The 17,041-nt window shown below is 59.5% G+C and carries 19 protein-coding genes; 10 read left to right on the top strand and 9 right to left on the bottom strand.

Annotation, left to right across the window (positions count from 1 at the left end):
• Positions 1-3: 3 nt before the first annotated feature.
• Entirely contained in the window at positions 4-897 is an 894-nt protein-coding gene (locus tag BLU48_RS03720; protein ID WP_032895879.1) for a LysR family transcriptional regulator, read from the bottom strand.
• Positions 898-1,050: 153 nt separating this feature from the next.
• Here BLU48_RS03720 and speB point away from each other — a divergent pair, with 153 nt between their 5' ends.
• Both speB and BLU48_RS03710 read left to right on the top strand, forming a co-directional pair.
• The gene (gene speB, locus BLU48_RS03715; protein ID WP_021490873.1) at positions 1,051-2,001 is read left to right on the top strand and encodes an agmatinase; all 951 of its coding nucleotides are present in this window, start codon (positions 1,051-1,053) and stop codon (positions 1,999-2,001) included.
• A gap of 163 nt (positions 2,002-2,164) precedes the next feature.
• Positions 2,165-3,547, top strand: coding sequence for a sodium:solute symporter family protein (locus BLU48_RS03710; RefSeq protein WP_057023074.1), 1,383 nt, complete (start codon positions 2,165-2,167; stop codon positions 3,545-3,547).
• A gap of 96 nt (positions 3,548-3,643) precedes the next feature.
• On the opposite strand, the gene BLU48_RS32485 is transcribed toward BLU48_RS03710, so the two are convergent.
• On the bottom strand, positions 3,644-3,766 hold the full coding sequence (locus BLU48_RS32485; protein WP_003193089.1) for a PA1414 family protein: 123 nt from the start codon (positions 3,764-3,766) through the stop codon (positions 3,644-3,646).
• A gap of 142 nt (positions 3,767-3,908) precedes the next feature.
• The gene (ptrR, locus tag BLU48_RS03705) at positions 3,909-4,802 is read right to left on the bottom strand and encodes a putrescine utilization regulator PtrR (RefSeq protein WP_057023075.1); all 894 of its coding nucleotides are present in this window, start codon (positions 4,800-4,802) and stop codon (positions 3,909-3,911) included.
• A gap of 104 nt (positions 4,803-4,906) precedes the next feature.
• On the opposite strand from ptrR, the gene BLU48_RS03700 reads away from it, so the two are divergent.
• Positions 4,907-6,085 carry an MFS transporter gene (locus BLU48_RS03700; protein ID WP_057023076.1) on the top strand — a complete coding sequence of 393 codons (1,179 nt, stop codon included), beginning with the start codon at positions 4,907-4,909 and terminating at the stop codon, positions 6,083-6,085.
• Here BLU48_RS03700 and BLU48_RS03695 read toward each other — a convergent pair.
• Together BLU48_RS03695 and BLU48_RS03690 are read right to left on the bottom strand one after the other, a co-directional pair.
• Positions 6,029-6,427, bottom strand: coding sequence for a DUF2177 family protein (locus BLU48_RS03695; RefSeq protein WP_043048946.1), 399 nt, complete (start codon positions 6,425-6,427; stop codon positions 6,029-6,031). The two genes, BLU48_RS03700 and BLU48_RS03695, sit on opposite strands and share 57 nt — an antisense overlap.
• A 112-nt stretch (positions 6,428-6,539) precedes the next feature.
• Positions 6,540-7,376 carry a CvfB family protein gene (locus BLU48_RS03690; protein WP_019820451.1) on the bottom strand — a complete coding sequence of 279 codons (837 nt, stop codon included), beginning with the start codon at positions 7,374-7,376 and terminating at the stop codon, positions 6,540-6,542.
• 322 nt (positions 7,377-7,698) lie between these two features.
• On the opposite strand from BLU48_RS03690, the gene BLU48_RS03685 reads away from it, so the two are divergent.
• From BLU48_RS03685 to BLU48_RS03675, 3 genes are all read left to right on the top strand, one after another.
• A complete protein-coding gene (locus BLU48_RS03685) occupies positions 7,699-7,878 on the top strand; it encodes a hypothetical protein (RefSeq protein ID WP_003193095.1) in 180 nt (59 codons plus the stop codon).
• Between the two features lie 207 nt (positions 7,879-8,085).
• Entirely contained in the window at positions 8,086-8,808 is a 723-nt protein-coding gene (locus BLU48_RS03680) for a TorF family putative porin (RefSeq protein WP_057023077.1), read from the top strand.
• 66 nt (positions 8,809-8,874) lie between these two features.
• Positions 8,875-9,744: a DUF6279 family lipoprotein gene (locus tag BLU48_RS03675; RefSeq protein ID WP_057023078.1), complete on the top strand. Its 870-nt coding sequence runs from the start codon at positions 8,875-8,877 to the stop codon at positions 9,742-9,744.
• A gap of 39 nt (positions 9,745-9,783) precedes the next feature.
• Here the strand turns inward: BLU48_RS03675 and BLU48_RS03670 are convergent, their stop codons facing one another.
• Positions 9,784-10,185, bottom strand: a complete 402-nt coding sequence (locus tag BLU48_RS03670; RefSeq protein WP_057011844.1) for a hypothetical protein — start codon at positions 10,183-10,185, stop codon at positions 9,784-9,786.
• 154 nt (positions 10,186-10,339) lie between these two features.
• Between BLU48_RS03670 and BLU48_RS03665 the strand changes: the two genes are divergently transcribed.
• Positions 10,340-10,615 (top strand): hypothetical protein, encoded by a 276-nt coding sequence (locus tag BLU48_RS03665; protein WP_043048952.1) that lies wholly within the window; start codon positions 10,340-10,342, stop codon positions 10,613-10,615.
• Positions 10,616-10,719: 104 nt separating this feature from the next.
• On the opposite strand, the gene BLU48_RS03660 is transcribed toward BLU48_RS03665, so the two are convergent.
• On the bottom strand, positions 10,720-12,066 hold the full coding sequence (locus BLU48_RS03660; RefSeq protein WP_034117156.1) for a DEAD/DEAH box helicase: 1,347 nt from the start codon (positions 12,064-12,066) through the stop codon (positions 10,720-10,722).
• Positions 12,067-12,259: 193 nt separating this feature from the next.
• Between BLU48_RS03660 and BLU48_RS03655 the strand changes: the two genes are divergently transcribed.
• The gene (locus tag BLU48_RS03655) at positions 12,260-13,552 is read left to right on the top strand and encodes a mechanosensitive ion channel family protein (RefSeq protein WP_057023079.1); all 1,293 of its coding nucleotides are present in this window, start codon (positions 12,260-12,262) and stop codon (positions 13,550-13,552) included.
• A gap of 16 nt (positions 13,553-13,568) precedes the next feature.
• Here BLU48_RS03655 and BLU48_RS03650 read toward each other — a convergent pair whose 3' ends face one another.
• On the bottom strand, positions 13,569-14,135 hold the full coding sequence (locus BLU48_RS03650) for a TetR/AcrR family transcriptional regulator (RefSeq protein WP_057023080.1): 567 nt from the start codon (positions 14,133-14,135) through the stop codon (positions 13,569-13,571).
• A 126-nt stretch (positions 14,136-14,261) separates the two neighbouring features.
• Between BLU48_RS03650 and BLU48_RS03645 the strand changes: the two genes are divergently transcribed.
• Complete coding sequence (locus tag BLU48_RS03645) at positions 14,262-15,050, top strand: SDR family NAD(P)-dependent oxidoreductase (RefSeq protein WP_057023081.1); 789 nt, start codon at positions 14,262-14,264, stop codon at positions 15,048-15,050.
• 79 nt (positions 15,051-15,129) lie between these two features.
• Positions 15,130-16,161, top strand: a complete 1,032-nt coding sequence (locus BLU48_RS03640; protein WP_057023082.1) for an NADP-dependent oxidoreductase — start codon at positions 15,130-15,132, stop codon at positions 16,159-16,161.
• Here the strand turns inward: BLU48_RS03640 and BLU48_RS03635 are convergent.
• The gene (locus BLU48_RS03635; RefSeq protein WP_057023083.1) at positions 16,115-16,987 is read right to left on the bottom strand and encodes a carboxylate/amino acid/amine transporter; all 873 of its coding nucleotides are present in this window, start codon (positions 16,985-16,987) and stop codon (positions 16,115-16,117) included. The genes BLU48_RS03640 and BLU48_RS03635 overlap by 47 nt on opposite strands.
• Between the last annotated feature and the right edge of the window lie 54 nt (positions 16,988-17,041).

Genomic DNA, 17,041 nt, shown 5'->3' with positions numbered 1-17,041 from the left:
TTTTCAGGCCTGGTTGAGCTGGGTCTTGAGCAAGTCGCGGAAAGTCTGGATCAGCGGTTCACGGCTGCGACCACGGCGCATGATCATCGAAAACGGTGCCTGGTAGCCAAACGTGGCGGGCAGCAATACACGCAGGTCGCCCTTGTCGGCCCACGCCTGGGCATAGTGCTCGGGCAGGTAGCCGATGTACGCGCCGGACAGCACCAGGATCAGTTGAGCCTCCATACTTTCCACCGTCGCGGCACTGTGCTTGAAGCCGTGACGCGCCAGCTCGGCCTGGCTCCAATAGCCACGGCCGACCATGCGCTGCTGGGTGATCACTTGTTCAGGGATACGCCGCTCATTGAACAGCGGATGCCGGGTGCTGCAATACAGCCAGTGCTGTTCGCGGTACAGCGGCATGTAGACCAGCCCGCTCATGCGATTGGAAAACGCGCCGATGGCCAGGTCCAGCCGGTTGTCCTGTACACCCAGTTGCAGTTCATAGGGGCTCATCACCGACAGGTGCAGGTGCACTGCCGGGTGCTCCAGGCTGTAGGCGCCGATCACCTCGGCGAAGGGCAAGGCCTTGTCGCTGACGGTGGAGTCGAGCACGCCGAGCTTGAGGGTACCGCGCAGCTCGCCTTTCAACGCCGCGGCGTATTGTTCGAAGCCTTCCAGTTCGCCCAGCAGGCGCAGGGTTTCCTGATGAAACAGCTCGCCCTTGCTGGTCAGGCTGAAACCACCACGACCACGATGGCACAGCACCAGGCCCAAGGCTGATTCCAGCTGGCTCATATAGGTGCTGATGGCCGATGTGGACAGGTTGAGTTCGTGCTGTGCATTGGCGAAACCCTGATGGCGCACGACGCTGACGAAGATGCGCAGCAGTTTCAGGTCGGGCAAGGCGTTGGCCATGGTCGGCTCCAGGCGTGGAGGGAAAATGGAAGTCTACCTGTGCGCATTAGTTTAGAAAAATCTGAACTAAGTATTTGCCCCAGCCGATTCTTCCTACGCCAGGCTTTTCGCAGAATCGGCCACTAATAAACAAAACAACGATGAGGCAATCCCGTGGACAAGATTTTCCACCAACCACTGGGCGGCAACGAAATGCCGCGCTTCGCCGGCATCGCCACCATGATGCGTCTTCCTCACCTGCAAACGGCCAAGGGCCTGGACGCCGCCTTTATTGGCGTGCCCCTGGATATCGGCACCTCATTGCGCGCCGGTACGCGTTTCGGCCCACGGGAGATCCGTGCCGAGTCGGTGATGATCCGTCCGTACAACATGGCCACCGGCGCTGCACCGTTCGACTCGCTGTCGGTGGCCGATATCGGCGACGTGGCGATCAACACCTTCAACCTGCTCGACGCCGTGCGCATCATCGAAGAGGCCTACGATGAAATCCTTGAGCACGATGTGATCCCCCTGACCCTGGGCGGCGACCACACCATCACCCTGCCGATCCTGCGGGCGATCCACAAGAAACACGGCAAGGTCGGGCTGGTGCACATCGACGCCCACGCCGACGTCAACGACCATATGTTCGGCGAGAAAATCGCCCACGGCACCACGTTCCGCCGTGCCGTGGAAGAAGGCTTGCTCGATTGCGACCGCGTGGTGCAGATCGGCCTGCGTGCCCAGGGCTACACCGCCGAAGACTTCAACTGGAGCCGCAAACAGGGCTTTCGAGTAGTACAGGCCGAAGAATGCTGGCACCACTCCCTCGCGCCGTTGATGGCCGAAGTACGCGAGAAAGTCGGCGGCGGCCCGGTGTACCTGAGCTTCGACATCGACGGCATCGACCCCGCCTGGGCGCCCGGCACCGGCACCCCGGAAATCGGTGGGCTAACCACCATCCAGGCCATCGAGATCATCCGCGGTTGCCAGGGCCTCGACCTGATTGGTTGCGACCTGGTAGAAGTTTCGCCGCCCTACGACACCACCGGCAACACCTCGCTGCTCGGCGCCAACCTGCTGTACGAGATGCTTTGCGTACTGCCTGGCGTGGCGCATCGCTGATGAGCGCACGCGAGGTATGAAAATAACAAGAACCGTCTTTACACACTGACAACCAAGGGGGTCGTAGAGCCCCCTCCTCGATATACCTGACTTTTGCTCGCGTGTTTACGGAGCCGGCTGCCGCCTGATCGACCATAAAAAATATAATCGGAGAATCACCGCCATGGCTTTGGATTTATTCGTCGTACTCCTCTACGCCGCCGGCATGCTCGTGCTCGGCTACTACGGCATGCGCCGCGCCAAGACCCACGAAGACTACCTGGTGGCCGGCCGTAACCTCGGCCCGTCGCTGTACATGGGTACCATGGCCGCCACAGTTCTCGGTGGTGCATCCACCGTCGGCACCGTGCGCCTGGGCTATGTGCACGGCATTTCCGGTTTCTGGCTGTGCGCCGCGCTGGGTGCGGGGATCATTGCGCTGAACCTGTTCCTGGCCAAGCCGCTGTTGAAGTTGAAGATATTCACCGTCACCCAGGTCCTGGAAAAACGCTACAACCCCATGGCGCGCCAGGCCAGTGCGGTGATCATGCTGGCCTACGCACTGATGATCGGGGTGACTTCTATCCTGGCCATCGGCACTGTGCTGCAAGTGCTGTTCGACCTGCCGTTCTGGGTGTCGGTACTGGTAGGCGGCGGTGTGGTGGTGGTGTATTCGACCATCGGCGGCATGTGGTCGCTGACCCTCACCGATATCGTGCAATTCGTGATCAAGACCGTCGGCCTGATGTTCATCCTGCTGCCGATCTGCCTGTACCGCGTCGGCGGCTGGGACGAACTGGTGGCCAAGCTGCCAGCGTCGAACTTCAGCTTCACCGCCATTGGCTGGGACACGATCATCACCTACTTCATGATCTACTTCTTCGGCATCCTGATCGGCCAGGATATCTGGCAGCGGGTGTTCACTGCCCGTGATGAAAAGGTCGCCCAGTACGCCGGCACGTTCGCAGGTTTCTACTGCATCCTCTACGGCCTGGCCTGCGCGCTGATCGGCATGGCCGCCCATGTGCTGATACCAGACCTGGACAACGTCAACAATGCCTTCGCCGCCATCGTCAAAGCTTCGTTGCCGGATGGCATCCGTGGCCTGGTTATCGCCGCCGCACTGGCCGCGATGATGTCCACCGCCAGCGCCGGCTTGCTCGCCGCCTCCACCGTACTGACCGAAGACCTGCTGCCACGGCTGCGCGGTGGCAAGCAATCGAGCTTGCGCATCAACCGCTTGTTCACCCTGCTGACCGGAGTTGCCGTATTGGGTATCGCCCTGGTGGTGAACGATGTGATCAGCGCCCTGACCCTGGCCTATAACCTGCTGGTAGGCGGTATGTTAGTGCCATTGATTGGCGCGATTTTCTGGAAACGTGCAACGACCTCCGGGGCGATAACGTCCATGACCCTGGGCTTTGTGACCGCGTTGGTGTTTATGTTCAAGGATGGGCTGGACGCAAACACGCCGATTTACTACAGCCTGGCGGTCGCGCTGGTGAGTTTTGTGCTGGTGAGCTTAGTGTCGCGCCGACCGGATACAGTGGCGGCTCGGACGGTTTGAGCTATAAAAGGATTTAGCGAGTTTCTTCAGCGGGCGCGACGTCGGAGGTCGCGCCCGTTTTTTTCGCCTTGAACAAACAAGTGCGAGAGCGAGTAATTAGCGGCGACGTGGCCGACGCTGCTCATCATCCGTACGGATCGGCACCGGTTGCAGCGGTGGCTCGATCAAGCCCAGCGCAACGCCAAGGTCATGGAGCCAGTTCTGGATTTTCTCTTTCATGGTTGCCCCCTTTGAGGGTAGTGCTGGTCGGCGTGAGTTCTGTCGCCGTTTCCTACAGTGATAGTAGCCCTAAGTCCTAGGTATTGCTTGAACGAAACCACAACGAACTATTACTGGATTGATCCGAATCCTGACGGATCGTTCAAGCAATCGCACGGGTATCTGGCAAAAACTCGGCCCTTCCCTTCTGCTGCAGGTCGATCCATGCATTGAGGTTAGATCCGAGCATACCCTTTCGCCACATCAGCCAGGTGGTTGCAGTGGCAAAAGGCCCAGTCAGCGGATGAACGGACACGCTGTCCTTGCCTGGCAGGCTGTCGAGCATGGATTCGGACATCAACGCCACGCCGGAACCGGCGATCACGCAAGCGAGCATGCCTTGGTAGGACTCGATCTCGATCGCCCGCCCCATGGCGACGCGATCGTGGGAAAACCAGGTTTCCAGGCGGGTACGGTAGGCGCAGCTGCGTCGAAAAGTGAACACCGAACGGCCAGCCACATCCTGTGGGCCGCGCACCGGCGGGTGATCAGCCTCGCAAATCAGCACCAGGCGCTCTTCGCACAGCGGCACACCATCCAAGCTGGCGATCGTCAGCGGACCGTCTACAAAGGCTGCGTCCAGACGACCAGTGATCAAACCTTCCAGCAATTCCCCGCTGGGCGCCGACTGCACTTGCAGGTTCACCATGGGATAAGTCTTGTGGTAACGCGCCAGCAGTTTCGGCAAGTGGACTGCCGCGGTGCTGTACATGCTGCCCAACACAAAGTCACCGGCCGGTTGCCCGCCTTGTACGGCGCCGTGGGCTTCGTCATGCAGCGCCAGCAGCCGAGTGCTGTAGTCCAACAGCACCTTGCCCGCAGGAGAAAGCTGCAAACGCTGGCGTTCGCGAACGAACAGCTCGACGCCGAGCTGTTCCTCCATCTGCTTGAGCCGGGTCGAGAGATTCGAAGGCACGCGGTGCAGACGCTCAGCCGCACGGGTAATGGAGCCCTCTTCGGCCACGGCCTGGAAAATCCGCAATTGACTGAACTCCATACCTTTCTCCAAAACTGAACAAGTTACTCACTATTATTCATTTTTACAGAAAGTCAATCCGTCTTAGCCTGCAAGTCATTCGCTTTTTTGCAGGAACCCTGAGCATGTCACCGCTGATTCGTTTACTCGCCAGTTTCATCGCACTGATGATGGCCATGGGTATTGGCCGCTTCGCCCTTACCCCACAAATGCCACATTTGCTCAGCGAAGGTCAGATCGACCTGACCGGCGCCGGACTGATCGCAGCGGCCAACTACTTGGGCTACTTCGTGGGCGCGGTGGACTCGATCTTTGCCCGCAGCCATCAGCATATACGCGGGCGCCTCTACGGCGGGCTATGGCTCTGCGTATTGCTGACCCTGGCGTCGTACTGGGCCAACGGGTTCTGGCCACACTTGCTGTTGCGCTTCGGCACCGGCGTGGCAAGCGCCTGGGTGTTGGTGATGATCACCAGTTTGAGCCAACCGCTGGCGATTGCCGCCGGAAGACCACGCCTGGGCGCGTTGATCTTTGCAGGGCCTGGGCTGGGGATCTTACTGACAGGTTTGCTGGCGCTGGGCTCGAACCTGACGGGGCAAAGTTCTGCCACGCTGTGGTTGATCTACGGCGTGGTGGCGTTGCTGATGCTGTTGGCGATCCTGCCGTTTTTACCAAAGCCGACCCTCGCACCTGCACAGGCCAACAGCACTGGTAATAACGGCAGCATCGCGCACCTGTGCTGGATCTACTTTTTATTCGGCCTGGGCTACATCATCCCGGCGACCTTTCTCTCACAGATGGCCAGCGCACAGTTCAAAGGCGCCTGGCAGGCCGATCTGTTCTGGCCCTGCTTTGGCCTGGCGGCCGCGCTGGGTGTGGGGGTGGCAAGCTTGCGCCGCAAGGCCCCGCACACCACACGCCACTGGCTGATAGCGACCTTTTGGCTGCAAGCAGTAGGCGTGTTTGCCTGCCTGCTCGGCAATAGTTGGGGCCTGGCGCTCGGTGTATTGCTGTGCGGCGCGCCATTCCTGGCCTGCATGCAATTGGTGATGGCACGCTTGCGGGAAGTCGCGCCCCACGGCTACCAACGCAGCACCGGACTGTTGACCGCCAGCTTTGCCATCGGTCAACTGAGCGGGCCATTGCTGGCGTCGGTGAGCAGCCACCTCAGTGGTGGCCTGCAACCGGCGCTGGTCATCGCCGGTGTCGGTTTGTTATTGGCGGGCTCAGTCTTGATCAACCGTCGATTACCGACGCAGCCGATGTGCACACAGATGGCCGACGGTGCAGCACATCGCGGTTAGGCAGGTGCCCCACGCCATGTCCATCACTGCCAGCCCGGCTGACCAGCCTTCAAGCGTGGCCCAGTTGCTCAGGTCATAAGTGCCATAGGCCACCAGGCCAAGCAAGGCGCCCAAACGCGCAGCGCGTTGCCAGCTTGCGCTGGGCAAGATCACCAGCACCACACAACCGAGCACATACAGGAGATAGAACAATACCGCAGGCAACAGACGCGGCTGATCAAGCATCAGCGGGCCGAGCAGGGATTTGTAGGTGGGACCCATCAGGACGCCGAGCCATAGGCCGTCAAGGATGAGAAAGGCGAGCAGGGTGCCGAGGTAGGCGAAGAGCGTTCTCTTGGACATGACACAAGCCTTTGCAGGAGCGAGCTTGCTCGCGAAAAACGTACATCCGACGCCACGCTGCGCCTGGAATATTTTCGCGAGCAAGCTCGCTCCTACAAAGAGCCAGGCACACTCAGCTTAGTTCAATGCGATCGGCATGAATCACAATCTGGCCCTGCTTGTAGAGCGCACCAATAGCCTTCTTGAAGTTGCCCTTGCTCACGCCGAACAAGTTGCTGATCACGGCCGGATCGCTTTTATCGCTGACCGGCAGCGTGCCATTGTTGTCGCGCAACTTGGCGAGGATCTTGGAGTTCAGGCTGGAGGCCGCTTCCTGGCCGACCGGTTGCAGGCTCAGGCTGATGTTGCCATCGGCGCGGATCTCCTTGATAAAACCTTTTTCTTCCTTGCCCGGGCGCAGGAACTTGAACACTTCGTTCTTGTGGATCAGGCCCCAGTGCTTGTTGTTGATGATTGCCTTGAAGCCCATGTCGGTGGCTTCGGCCACCAGCAGATCGACTTCCTGGCCCACTTGGTAGTTGGCTGGCGTCTTGTCCAGGTAGCGGTCAAGACGTGCGGTGGCGGTGATGCGCTTGGTGTGCTTGTCGAGGTAGACATGCACCACGCAATACTCACCCGCGGTCAATTGGCGTTTTTCTTCCGAATAGGGCAGCAGCAGATCCTTTGGCAACCCCCAATCGAGGAATACACCGATGCTGTTGACCTCCACAACTTTCAAACTGGCAAATTCGCCGACTTGAACTTTGGGTTTTTCGGTGGTGGCGATAAGTTTGTCATCGCTGTCCAGATAAATGAAAACGTTAAGCCAGTCTTCATCTTCACTGGGAATATCTTTAGGGATATACCGATTAGGCAAGAGGATTTCACCATCTTGCGCACCATCGAGGTACAAACCGAAGTTAGTGTGCTTGACCACTTGCAAGCTGTTGTAGCGCCCGACTAAAGCCATTTCCAATACCCTCATTGCGTGGGCGGCATTCTACCCGAGTTGCGCCTTGCACGCGCGCAGGCCTGAAAAATCACAAGCTGGCATGGCGTTTCACTGGCAACACTCCACTCGTCTGATCAATCGGTTGAGTTTTGCCCTGTCATCAACCCCGGCCCGCCCAATGGTTTCGAGCTAAAACAGCAAGTTAGCGCTTTATTTCATCGATTAACTGAGATTATTTCGGATCTCAGCACTTATTCTCCGGGGATATTTGCCAAGCAATTGTCAAGTATTTCCTGTACGATGCCTGGCCAAGTTAATTTTCTACAGGTTAGTGGCCGCCATGCGCGTAAAAGCATCCAACAGCAAAGCAAAGCCAGCTCCCGCCGTTGAAACCAGCGAATCGATCAACAGCCAGATTGCTGCGTTCCTCAAGTCCGGTGGCGAAATCCAGCAGATTGCCAAGGGCGTGAGCGGCCAGACTTTCGGCCCGTCCAAGCAGATCAGCCTGGGCAAGAAGTAATACCTGCGCACTGCATCTGGTCCCTAAGCGTCTTGCCCTCAAGGCGCTAGGACTAGAGTTTGAAACACCCCCGCACCGCATCCAATATCAAGCTAATCGACGAACGGGTCTCTACACCTGGCATTCGCCGGTATCCTTGCACACGTCTAGCACGGGCATCTGCTCGAACCCATCCGTCACTGCTCCTCGCTTTTCATGGAGTGAAGCATGCTTAAACGCTGTATTTTCCTGGTCAGTATCCTGGTCGCCAGCCCATTGGCCGAAGCGCAGATTTTCCAGCGCGAACTGGGTGACTTCGACCTGAAATTGGGCACCACCCCCAGCCGGAGCATGGCCCAGGGCCTGGTCAAGCCGACCTCCCCTGGTAGCGACTCGTTCCACGGCGGCCTGGACTTGAGCCACGACAGCGGCCTGTATTTCGGCCAGTTTTCACCGAACATGGGCCTTTCCTCAGCCAACAATCTAGAAGTCGACTCCTACCTGGGTTTCAAACGCCCTTTCGACCAGACCCTGGGCTATGAAGTGGGCTTGATTCACTATAGCTACCCCAAGGTCAGCCCCCTCGACAGCCAGGAGGTCTACGGCGGCCTGAATCTGTTGGGTAACCGCTTTGGCGTGTCTTTCAGCAACGACCCCGACCGCCAGGACAGCACCCTGTTTGCCGACCTCGGCGGCACCCAGCCTTTCGGTATCGGCGTCAGCATGAAATACACCACCCACCAATTGGGCACACCGGTCTCGGTGGAAAACGGCGCCATCAGCAGTTTCAGCGATTGGTCGGTGCAATTTTCCCGGGCGTGGAAAGGCATTGACCTGGACCTGATCTACAGCGATTCCAGCCTCAGCGGCGGTGACTGCTCGGCCTACTCCGGACACAATTCGCAATGTGACGGCCTGTTGACCTTGAAGGCTGTCCGGCCGTTTTATTGATGGGCTGAACTGTCGCACCCCGCGCAGGTTCACATGCATCAACCCCATCCGTGCAAGGACTCGCCCATGTTGCGCCGGCTCAAACTCCTGATGGTACTGCTGACCATGAGCCTGGTGCTCGCCGGGTGCAATCGCGTGGGCCTGGCTTACCGTAATCTCGACGTGATCATCCCTTGGACCCTCAACGACTACCTGGACATGAACGCCGGGCAAAAGAGCTGGTTCAACGACACCCTCAAGGAACACTTGGCCTGGCATTGCACCACACAATTGCCGGGTTACCTGGACTGGCTGGACCGCCTGCAGCAAATGGTCGACAGCAACCAAATCACTGACGCCGCGCTGCAAACCCGAACCGTCGAAGCCAAGCAGGCGATTGCCGAGATCGCACGGGAGGTAACCCCGTCCGCCGTGCAGTTGCTGCAGGGTCTGGATGATCAACAGGTCAAGGACATGAGCGGCGCCCTTGCCAAGGATCTGCGCAAACGCCAGGACGAATACCTCAAGCCACCGCTGGCCCAGCAGATCAAGGAGCGCGCCAAGCGTATGAGCAAGCGCCTGGACGCCTGGATTGGTCCGCTGAGCGCCAGCCAGCAACACCGCGTAACGGCCTGGTCCATCGCCCTGGGTGAACAGAACCAGGCGTGGATCGGCAACCGCGCCCATTGGCAGGCGCAGTTTATCGAGGCCGTCGAGCACCGCCACGACGCCGACTTTCCGCAGAAGATGCAACGTTTGCTGGTGGACAGGGAGAGCCTATGGACGCCTGAATACCGTGCTGCCTATGCTCAGACCGAAGCGGCAGCGCGCAGCCTGATCGTGGACCTGATGGCTGAGAGCACGGTGCAACAGCGGCAGAAGCTGAAGCAAAAAATCGACGGCGTACGGAGCGATTTCAAAGCCCTCAAATGCCTCAAGGCCGGTGCAAATCAATAGGGATGGGAGCATGGCTCCCGCCCACATTTGATTCAGGGACTATATAGCGCCGCCGGCAATCGCAGCCTCGGAAGCGACCCGCTCAAAGGTCGCCTCATCCAGCGCGTCCTCCTGCTCGTCCATTACGTGCCGGGGATGCTCATTGCCAGGAATCGAACTGTCGATCAACGCCAGCAGGCTTGCACCCCGCGGGGTCAAGATGAAGTTCTCACCGTTGCCGCCCTCCTCTTCGGGGCGCGACTCAATGAACCCGCGCTTGAACAGCAGCGCCTCGTAGTCCGCAGCAGTCTTTTTCAGCGCATCCAGATTCCCGGTGTCCTCGCCAGCCGTCGCTTTATCAGCGGCTTCCTGCTCGGCGTATTTACGCGGGGCAAAGCTGCCCTCGCCGTTCTGCACTTCATGCAGCAGACGTTCGATCAGATCCCAGTTGTAAGTCGTCATCCTGATTCCTCCTGCAGGCCGATGGAAAATTAGCCCGTCATAGGTAGTGACACGTGCGGGCACTGGCCGTTCACCCGGATAGACGGGCGTCATTTCTCTGAACTTTCCAGACGTTCGCCGCCTCAACTGCCTATACCGCCAAGGAGGTCCGACCATGAAAACCCTTAGAAACCTGGCCATCGCCGCTACGTTGCTTGCCGCCCTGCCCGCTTGGGCTTGTACGCTCGACGAGGCCACGGCCAAGCGCGAAGAGCTGGCCAAGGAAGTGACCAAGCTCACCGAGCAGAACCCAACCAAGGCCAAGGAGATGAATGACGAGTTGCAGAAAATGGATCTGGATACTGAGAGCGCGGAGTTTCCCGACAAGTGCCAGTTGATTGATGCCCGTCTCAAGGAACTGAAAGAAGCTGCCGCCAAGGCCAAAAGCTGAGTAAAGCGGGACGTAGCGCGTCCCAGGCGGCATTCCCACGCAGAGGGCGGGAGCGATCGAGGCATAAAAAAACCGGACATTGTCCGGTTTTTTTGCCCAACTGCTTATTCGGCAGCCGGTGCTTCTGGCTTGCGGCGCTTGAGCGGCGCCATGCCGTCCTTGCTGACCAGCGACAGGTTGTCGGTCTTCGGCCGGTTGGCGATCTTGCGCTTGGTCGGCGATTTGGCGCCGGCCTTTTTCTTGTCACCCTTGGCATCGGTCTTTTTCTTCTTCACGCCAACGGCCTTGCCCGACGCCTTGACCTTCTTCGGCCCGGTGTAGGTGCCTTTGACTTCCTTGATGGTGCGGCGCTCGAACGACTGCTTGAGGTAGCGCTCGATGCTCGACATCAGGTTCCAGTCGCCGTGGCAGATCAGCGAGATCGCCAGGCCGTCGTTGCCGGCACGTCCGGTTCGGCCAATACGGTGTACGTATTCGTCGCCGCTGCGGGGCATGTCGAAGTTGATCACCATGTCCAGGCCGTCCACGTCCAGGCCGCGGGCGGCGACGTCGGTGGCCACCAGAATCTTCACGCCGCCAGCCTTGAGGCGGTCGATGGCCAACTTGCGGTCCTTCTGGTCTTTCTCGCCGTGCAGCACGAACGCCTTGTAGTCCTGCGCCACCAGGCGACCGTAGATGCGGTCAGCCGCGGCCCGGGTGTTGGTAAACACGATGGCCTTCTGGTAGGTCTCGTTGGCCAACAGCCAGTTGAGGATCTGCTCTTTGTGCACGTTGTGGTCGGCGGTGACGATCTGCTGGCGCGTGGTCGCGTTGAGATCGCTGACGTTGTTGACCTGCAGGTGCTCAGGGTTGTTCAGGACCTTGGCGACCATGTCGCGCAGGGTCGAACCGCCAGTGGTGGCAGAGAACAGCATGGTCTGCTGGCGATTGACGCACTCGGCCACCAGGCGCTGCACGTCATCGGCGAAGCCCATGTCGAGCATGCGGTCGGCTTCGTCGAGCACCAGCACTTCGACTTCCTTGAGATCAAGGTTACCGGCATTGAGTTGCTCGATCATGCGCCCCGGAGTGCCGATCAGGATGTCCGGCACCTTGCGCAGCATGGCGGCCTGGACCTTGAAGTCTTCGCCACCGGTGATCAGGCCGGACTTGATGAAGGTGAACTGCGAGAAACGCTCCACTTCCTTCAAGGTCTGCTGGGCCAACTCGCGGGTCGGCAGCAGGATCAAGGTCTTGATGCTCACACGGACTTTGGCCGGGCCGATCAGGCGGTGCAGGATCGGCAAGACAAAAGCAGCGGTCTTGCCGCTGCCGGTTTGAGCCGTCACCCGCAGGTCACGCCCCTGGAGCGCGAGCGGGATGGCCGCTGCTTGCACAGGCGTAGGCTCGACAAATTTAAGCTCGGCCACGGCTTTGAGCAGGCGTTCGTGCAGGGCGAATTGGGAAAACACGGGTGCTACCTCGAAGAAATACAAAATATCAGCGGCATAGGTTACCGGTTTCGCGCGTCCAAACCGAGTTTCTTTACGCGAACGGTGCTAATCAGCTGCTTTTTTGTCAGCGCATTTGTCTAGAACGTCAACTTTGTTGCACTTAAATGCTCTAATCCCCCCGTCTCGCCTTACAGAAGAATCGGTTTCATTCATGGATATCAAACAGCTCTGGCTCAACGCCCAGGACCTCTGGGGCACCCTCGATGAACATCCGCTGCTGCACGCCGGCCTCGGCTTGCTGGTGTTGCTGGTGGTGGCCCTGCTGCTCGGACGGGTAGCGCGCTACCTGATCATCCACGCCATCAAGTTACTGGGTCGGCAGCCAGCCCTGCACTGGCTCAACGACCTGCTGCACAACAAGGTCTTCCATCGCCTGGCGCAGATGACGCCGTCCCTGGTGATTCAGTTCGGCCTGTACCTGGTGCCTGGCCTGAGCAAGACCGCCATCCTGTTTATCGGCAATGTGTCCCTGGCGATCACCATTCTGTTCCTGGTGCTGGCCATGAGCGCGCTGCTCAATGCCCTGCTGGACATCTACGCCCGCACCGAACACGCGCGCACCCGCTCGATCAAGGGCTATGTGCAATTGGCGAAGATGGTGTTGTTCGTGTTTGGCGCGATCATCATCGTCGCCACCCTGATCGACCGTTCGCCGCTGCTGTTGCTGTCAGGCCTGGGTGCCATGTCGGCGGTGATCCTGTTGGTGTACAAGGACACTCTGCTGTCGTTCGTCGCCAGTGTGCAGTTGACCAGCAACGACATGCTGCGGGTCGGCGACTGGATCGAAATGCCCCAGGTCGGCGCCGACGGTGATGTAGTGGATATCACCCTGCACACGGTCAAGGTGCAGAATTTCGACAAGACCATCGTCTCCATCCCCACCTGGCGCCTGATGTCCGAGTCGTTCAAGAACTGGCGAGGCATGCAGGCTTCTGGTGGGCGGCGCATCAAGCGCAGCCTGTATATCGACGCCAGCGGCGTACGCTTTTTACGCGATGACGAAGAAGTGCGCATGACCCAGGTGCACCTGCTCACCGGCTACATCGGGCGCAAGCAGGCCGAGCTCAAGGCCTGGAACGAAGCCCAGGGCCACAGCGCGCAACTCTCGGCCAACCGCCGGCGCATGACCAACCTCGGCACCTTCCGCGCCTATGCCTTGGCCTACCTGCAAAGCCATCCGGACATCCAGCCGAACATGACCTGCATGGTGCGCCAGATGCAGACCACCGCCCAGGGCGTGCCGCTGGAGATCTACTGCTTTACCCGTACCACCGCGTGGGGCGATTACGAGCGGATCCAGGGGGATATCTTTGATTATCTGTTGGCGGTGTTGCCGGAGTTCGGGTTGAGCCTGTATCAGCAACCGAGCGGCAATGACCTGCGCGCAGGCGTATTGCCCGCCTTGGCCGGAGCCACCCAGGTGTCCAACGTCGAAACGGCGTAATGTGACCCGAACGAGATTACGGCAGTGATGCCGTAATCTCCTTGCGGCACACCTCAAGCACTTCATCGGCCAGGGCGGAATCATCCGGGCACGCCCGCGACAACATGATGGCACCGATGGCGTGGGCCATCCTGTTGAGCATTTTCGCGCGCACGTCTTCCTGTGGTTCGTCCTGCGCCGCGTTGTACTTTGCCTCCAGGGCCTGCAGCGTGTTTTCCAACCCGTTGGCGAAGGTCTCCTTGAGCGTGTCCGATTGACGCGCAGCATCTGCACACAACGCCGCCAAGGTGCATCCGCCGCCGCGGTGGTCGCGGTGCTGCCTGGACAGGTACACCTCGAAAAACTGCTCCACCTCCAGGTGTGCGCTGTCGGCAAGCGACTGCGCCAGGCTGTTGGCGGCCGCTTCCGCCATCAAATCCGCCTTGGAGCCGAAATGCTTGTAGAAGCCGCCCTGGGTGAAACCGGCGGCAGCCATCAGTTCGGCCACACCCACACCATCGAAACCGCGTTCACGAAACAGCTCGGAAGCCGTCGCGACGATATGCGCTCGATTGCTCTGTGATTGCGTCTTGGTGATCTTCATTTTTTGCGCTCCTGCTGCCTTGCGATACAAACATCTTACTATGATGTTGATCGTAATCAAAACCGTTGACAGCTTTGATTATGATCGACATCATAAAACCTCATCGCATCCACAGAGCATCACACCATGAGCACTTCCACTACCGTTCTCATCACTGGCGCCTCGACCGGCATTGGCGCCGCCTACGCCGAGCGTTTTGCCCAGCGCGGCCACAATCTTGTATTGGTCGCCCGTGACATCCAGCGCCTGGAAGCGCTCGCCGCCCGCCTGCGCCAACAGCACGCCATCACCATTGACATCCTCCCCGCCGACCTGACTCAAAGCGCTGACCTGGCAGCGGTTGAAGCGCGCCTGCGCGAGGACGCCAGCATTGGCACGCTGGTGAATAATGCCGGGGCCGCGCAGTCCGGCAGCTTTATTGAACAGTCCAGCGACAGCGTCGCTCAGTTGGTTGCGCTCAACACCACGGCGCTGGTGCGACTTGCCAGTGCCATTGCCCCGCGCCTGGCGGCAGCAGGTGACGGCGCTATCATCAACATAGGCTCGGTAGTGGGCCTGGCGCCGGAGTTCGGCATGACGGTGTATGGCGCCACCAAGGCGTTCGTACTGTTCCTGTCCCAGGGTATGAGCCTTGAGCTGGCTCCCAAAGGCGTCTACGTACAAGCCGTGCTGCCGGCGGCCACGCGTACCGAGATCTGGGAGCGGGCTGGCATTGACATCAATACCCTCACAGACGTGATGGAGGTAGGTGACCTGGTCGATGCGGCGCTGATCGGCTTTGACCAGCGCGAGCCCGTGACTATCCCGCCGTTGCAGGATGGCGCACGCTGGGATGCCTTGCAGGCAGCGCGACAAGGCTTGCTGGCGCAGATCAAGCAGTCCGAGGTAGCCGAACGCTACTTGGTCAAAGCCTGATCAACCCTTTTGCAGGCGTGCTGTGCTACTGCGATGCATAGGCGCCTGCCCTTCCCGTCCAAGCCATGAGCGTTGAACCATGAAGGCATTTTCAATCGAGCGTTACGGCAAGCACACAGGCCGCATCACCGAAGTCCCGGCACCTGCGGTGGGTGAACATGACGTGCTGGTTCAAGTGCATGCCAGCAGCGTCAATGTGCTGGATGCAAAAATCGCCAAAGGCGAATTCAAACTGATCCTGCCGTATGCGTTGCCGTTGACACTGGGCAATGACTTGGCCGGTGTGGTGCTCAGCGTGGGGTCGGCGGTACGACGCTTCAAGCCAGGTGACGAAGTCTATGCCCGCCCTCCCCAGCAGCGCATCGGCACGTTCGCCGAGCTGATTGCGGCATGCGAAGACGCAGTGGCACGCAAACCTGCAAACATCACGATGGAGCAAGCCGCCTCCCTGCCCCTGGTCGCGCTGACGGCGTGGCAGGTGTTGGTTGAAACGGCGAGGCTGAAAAAAGGCCAGAAGGTCTTCATTCACGCCGGCTCCGGTGGTGTCGGCAGTATCGCCATCCAGCTCGCCAGGCATTTGGGCGCTTTTGTCGCCACGACCACCAGTACCGCCAACGTCGAGTGGGTCAAGGCGCTGGGCGCGGATGTGGTGATCGACTACAAGCAGCAAGACTTCGAAACCGTACTCAAAGACTACGACGTGGTCATGAACAGCCTCGGCCCGGATGCGCTGGCAAAGTCACTCGACATTCTCAAGCCGGGCGGCCAGCTCATCTCCATCTCAGGGCCACCGACGCCGGCATTCGCTCGCGAGCAAAACCTGTCGTGGGGATTGGGCTTGGTCATGGGTGTCTTGAGCAGTGGCATTCGCCGCAAAGCGCGCAGAAAAAACGTCCGTTATGACTTCGTCTTCATGCGCGCCAGCGGTGCCCAACTGGATGAACTCACCGCGCTGGTTGAGTCCGGCATTATCAAGCCGGTGATCGACCGTACCTTCCCTTTCGAGTCGACGGCCGAGGCCTTGAGTTATGTCGAACAAGGCCGGGCCAAAGGCAAAGTCGTGATCACGATAAAGGAGACGATACCGCCTGACGCACACCCAGCCGGCTGATCCACACCGCCGCCAGAATCACCAGGCCGCCCAAGGCCAAACGACCCAGCGGCTCGTGCTGGTTCCAGATCAGCAGGTTCAGCAGCAGCCCCACCGGCACATGCAAGTTGTTCATCACCGCCAGGGTGCCGCCATTGACCAGGCAGGCGCCCTTGTTCCACCAGTACATTCCCAGCGCGGTGCTGACCACTCCCAGGAACACCAGCACGCCCCATTGCAGCGACGCTTGCGGCAGGAAATCAGCCTTGCCGAACAGCAGGAATGCGGGCAACACCACCAGCAGGGCGCCCAGGTAGAAATAACCGAAACGCCGGAAATGCGGTTGGTCACTCGGATAACGCGCCACCAGGTGCTTGTACATGACTTGCCCGGCCGCATAGGTGAAGTTGGCCAGCTGCAACAGCAAGAACCCCATCAGGAAGTGGGGCGTGATCTGATCAAAACGAATCACTGCCGCACCGCTCACCGCCACCAAGGCTGCGACCAGCGCCCAAGGGTTGAAACGGCGATTAAGCGCGTCTTCGATCAGGGTCACGTGCAACGGAGTGAGGATGGTGAACAGCAGCACTTCGGGCACCGTCAGCACGCGAAAGCTCAGGTACAGGCACACATAGGTCACACCGAACTGCAATGCACCGATCACCAGCATGCCGCGCATGAACGCCGGCTCCACCGAGCGCCAGCGGGTCAGCGGGATAAAAATCAGCCCCGCCAGCAGCACGCGCACCAGCACCGCAAAGTAGCTGTCGACGTGACCGGCGAGGTATTCGCCGATCAAGCTGAAGGAAAATGCCTGAATCAGGGTGACAACCAGTAGATAGCCCATGCGCGCCTCATTTCGAATGGTCGCGACATTAAAGCTTTTCGCGGTTTGAAGAAA

This window comes from Pseudomonas synxantha, from assembly GCF_900105675.1.
Classification (GTDB): domain Bacteria; phylum Pseudomonadota; class Gammaproteobacteria; order Pseudomonadales; family Pseudomonadaceae; genus Aquipseudomonas; species Aquipseudomonas synxantha.
Note: the sequence above shows the minus strand (reverse complement) of the source record. Positions and strands in the feature narration are given on the sequence as shown.

Bases quoted from the DNA above. Each gene is read 5' to 3' on its own strand.
- BLU48_RS03720 (WP_032895879.1), bottom strand. From the start codon at position 897: ATGGCCAACGCCTTGCCCGACCTGAAACTGCTGCGCATCTTCGTCAGC.
- BLU48_RS03710 (WP_057023074.1), top strand. From the start codon at position 2,165: ATGGCTTTGGATTTATTCGTCGTACTCCTCTACGCCGCCGGCATGCTC.
- BLU48_RS32485 (WP_003193089.1), bottom strand. From the start codon at position 3,766: ATGAAAGAGAAAATCCAGAACTGGCTCCATGACCTTGGCGTTGCGCTG.
- ptrR (WP_057023075.1), bottom strand. From the start codon at position 4,802: ATGGAGTTCAGTCAATTGCGGATTTTCCAGGCCGTGGCCGAAGAGGGC.
- BLU48_RS03700 (WP_057023076.1), top strand. From the start codon at position 4,907: ATGTCACCGCTGATTCGTTTACTCGCCAGTTTCATCGCACTGATGATG.
- BLU48_RS03695 (WP_043048946.1), bottom strand. From the start codon at position 6,427: ATGTCCAAGAGAACGCTCTTCGCCTACCTCGGCACCCTGCTCGCCTTT.
- BLU48_RS03690 (WP_019820451.1), bottom strand. From the start codon at position 7,376: ATGGCTTTAGTCGGGCGCTACAACAGCTTGCAAGTGGTCAAGCACACT.
- BLU48_RS03685 (WP_003193095.1), top strand. From the start codon at position 7,699: ATGCGCGTAAAAGCATCCAACAGCAAAGCAAAGCCAGCTCCCGCCGTT.
- BLU48_RS03680 (WP_057023077.1), top strand. From the start codon at position 8,086: ATGCTTAAACGCTGTATTTTCCTGGTCAGTATCCTGGTCGCCAGCCCA.
- BLU48_RS03675 (WP_057023078.1), top strand. From the start codon at position 8,875: ATGTTGCGCCGGCTCAAACTCCTGATGGTACTGCTGACCATGAGCCTG.
- BLU48_RS03670 (WP_057011844.1), bottom strand. From the start codon at position 10,185: ATGACGACTTACAACTGGGATCTGATCGAACGTCTGCTGCATGAAGTG.
- BLU48_RS03665 (WP_043048952.1), top strand. From the start codon at position 10,340: ATGAAAACCCTTAGAAACCTGGCCATCGCCGCTACGTTGCTTGCCGCC.
- BLU48_RS03655 (WP_057023079.1), top strand. From the start codon at position 12,260: ATGGATATCAAACAGCTCTGGCTCAACGCCCAGGACCTCTGGGGCACC.
- BLU48_RS03650 (WP_057023080.1), bottom strand. From the start codon at position 14,135: ATGAAGATCACCAAGACGCAATCACAGAGCAATCGAGCGCATATCGTC.
- BLU48_RS03645 (WP_057023081.1), top strand. From the start codon at position 14,262: ATGAGCACTTCCACTACCGTTCTCATCACTGGCGCCTCGACCGGCATT.
- BLU48_RS03640 (WP_057023082.1), top strand. From the start codon at position 15,130: ATGAAGGCATTTTCAATCGAGCGTTACGGCAAGCACACAGGCCGCATC.
- BLU48_RS03635 (WP_057023083.1), bottom strand. From the start codon at position 16,987: ATGGGCTATCTACTGGTTGTCACCCTGATTCAGGCATTTTCCTTCAGC.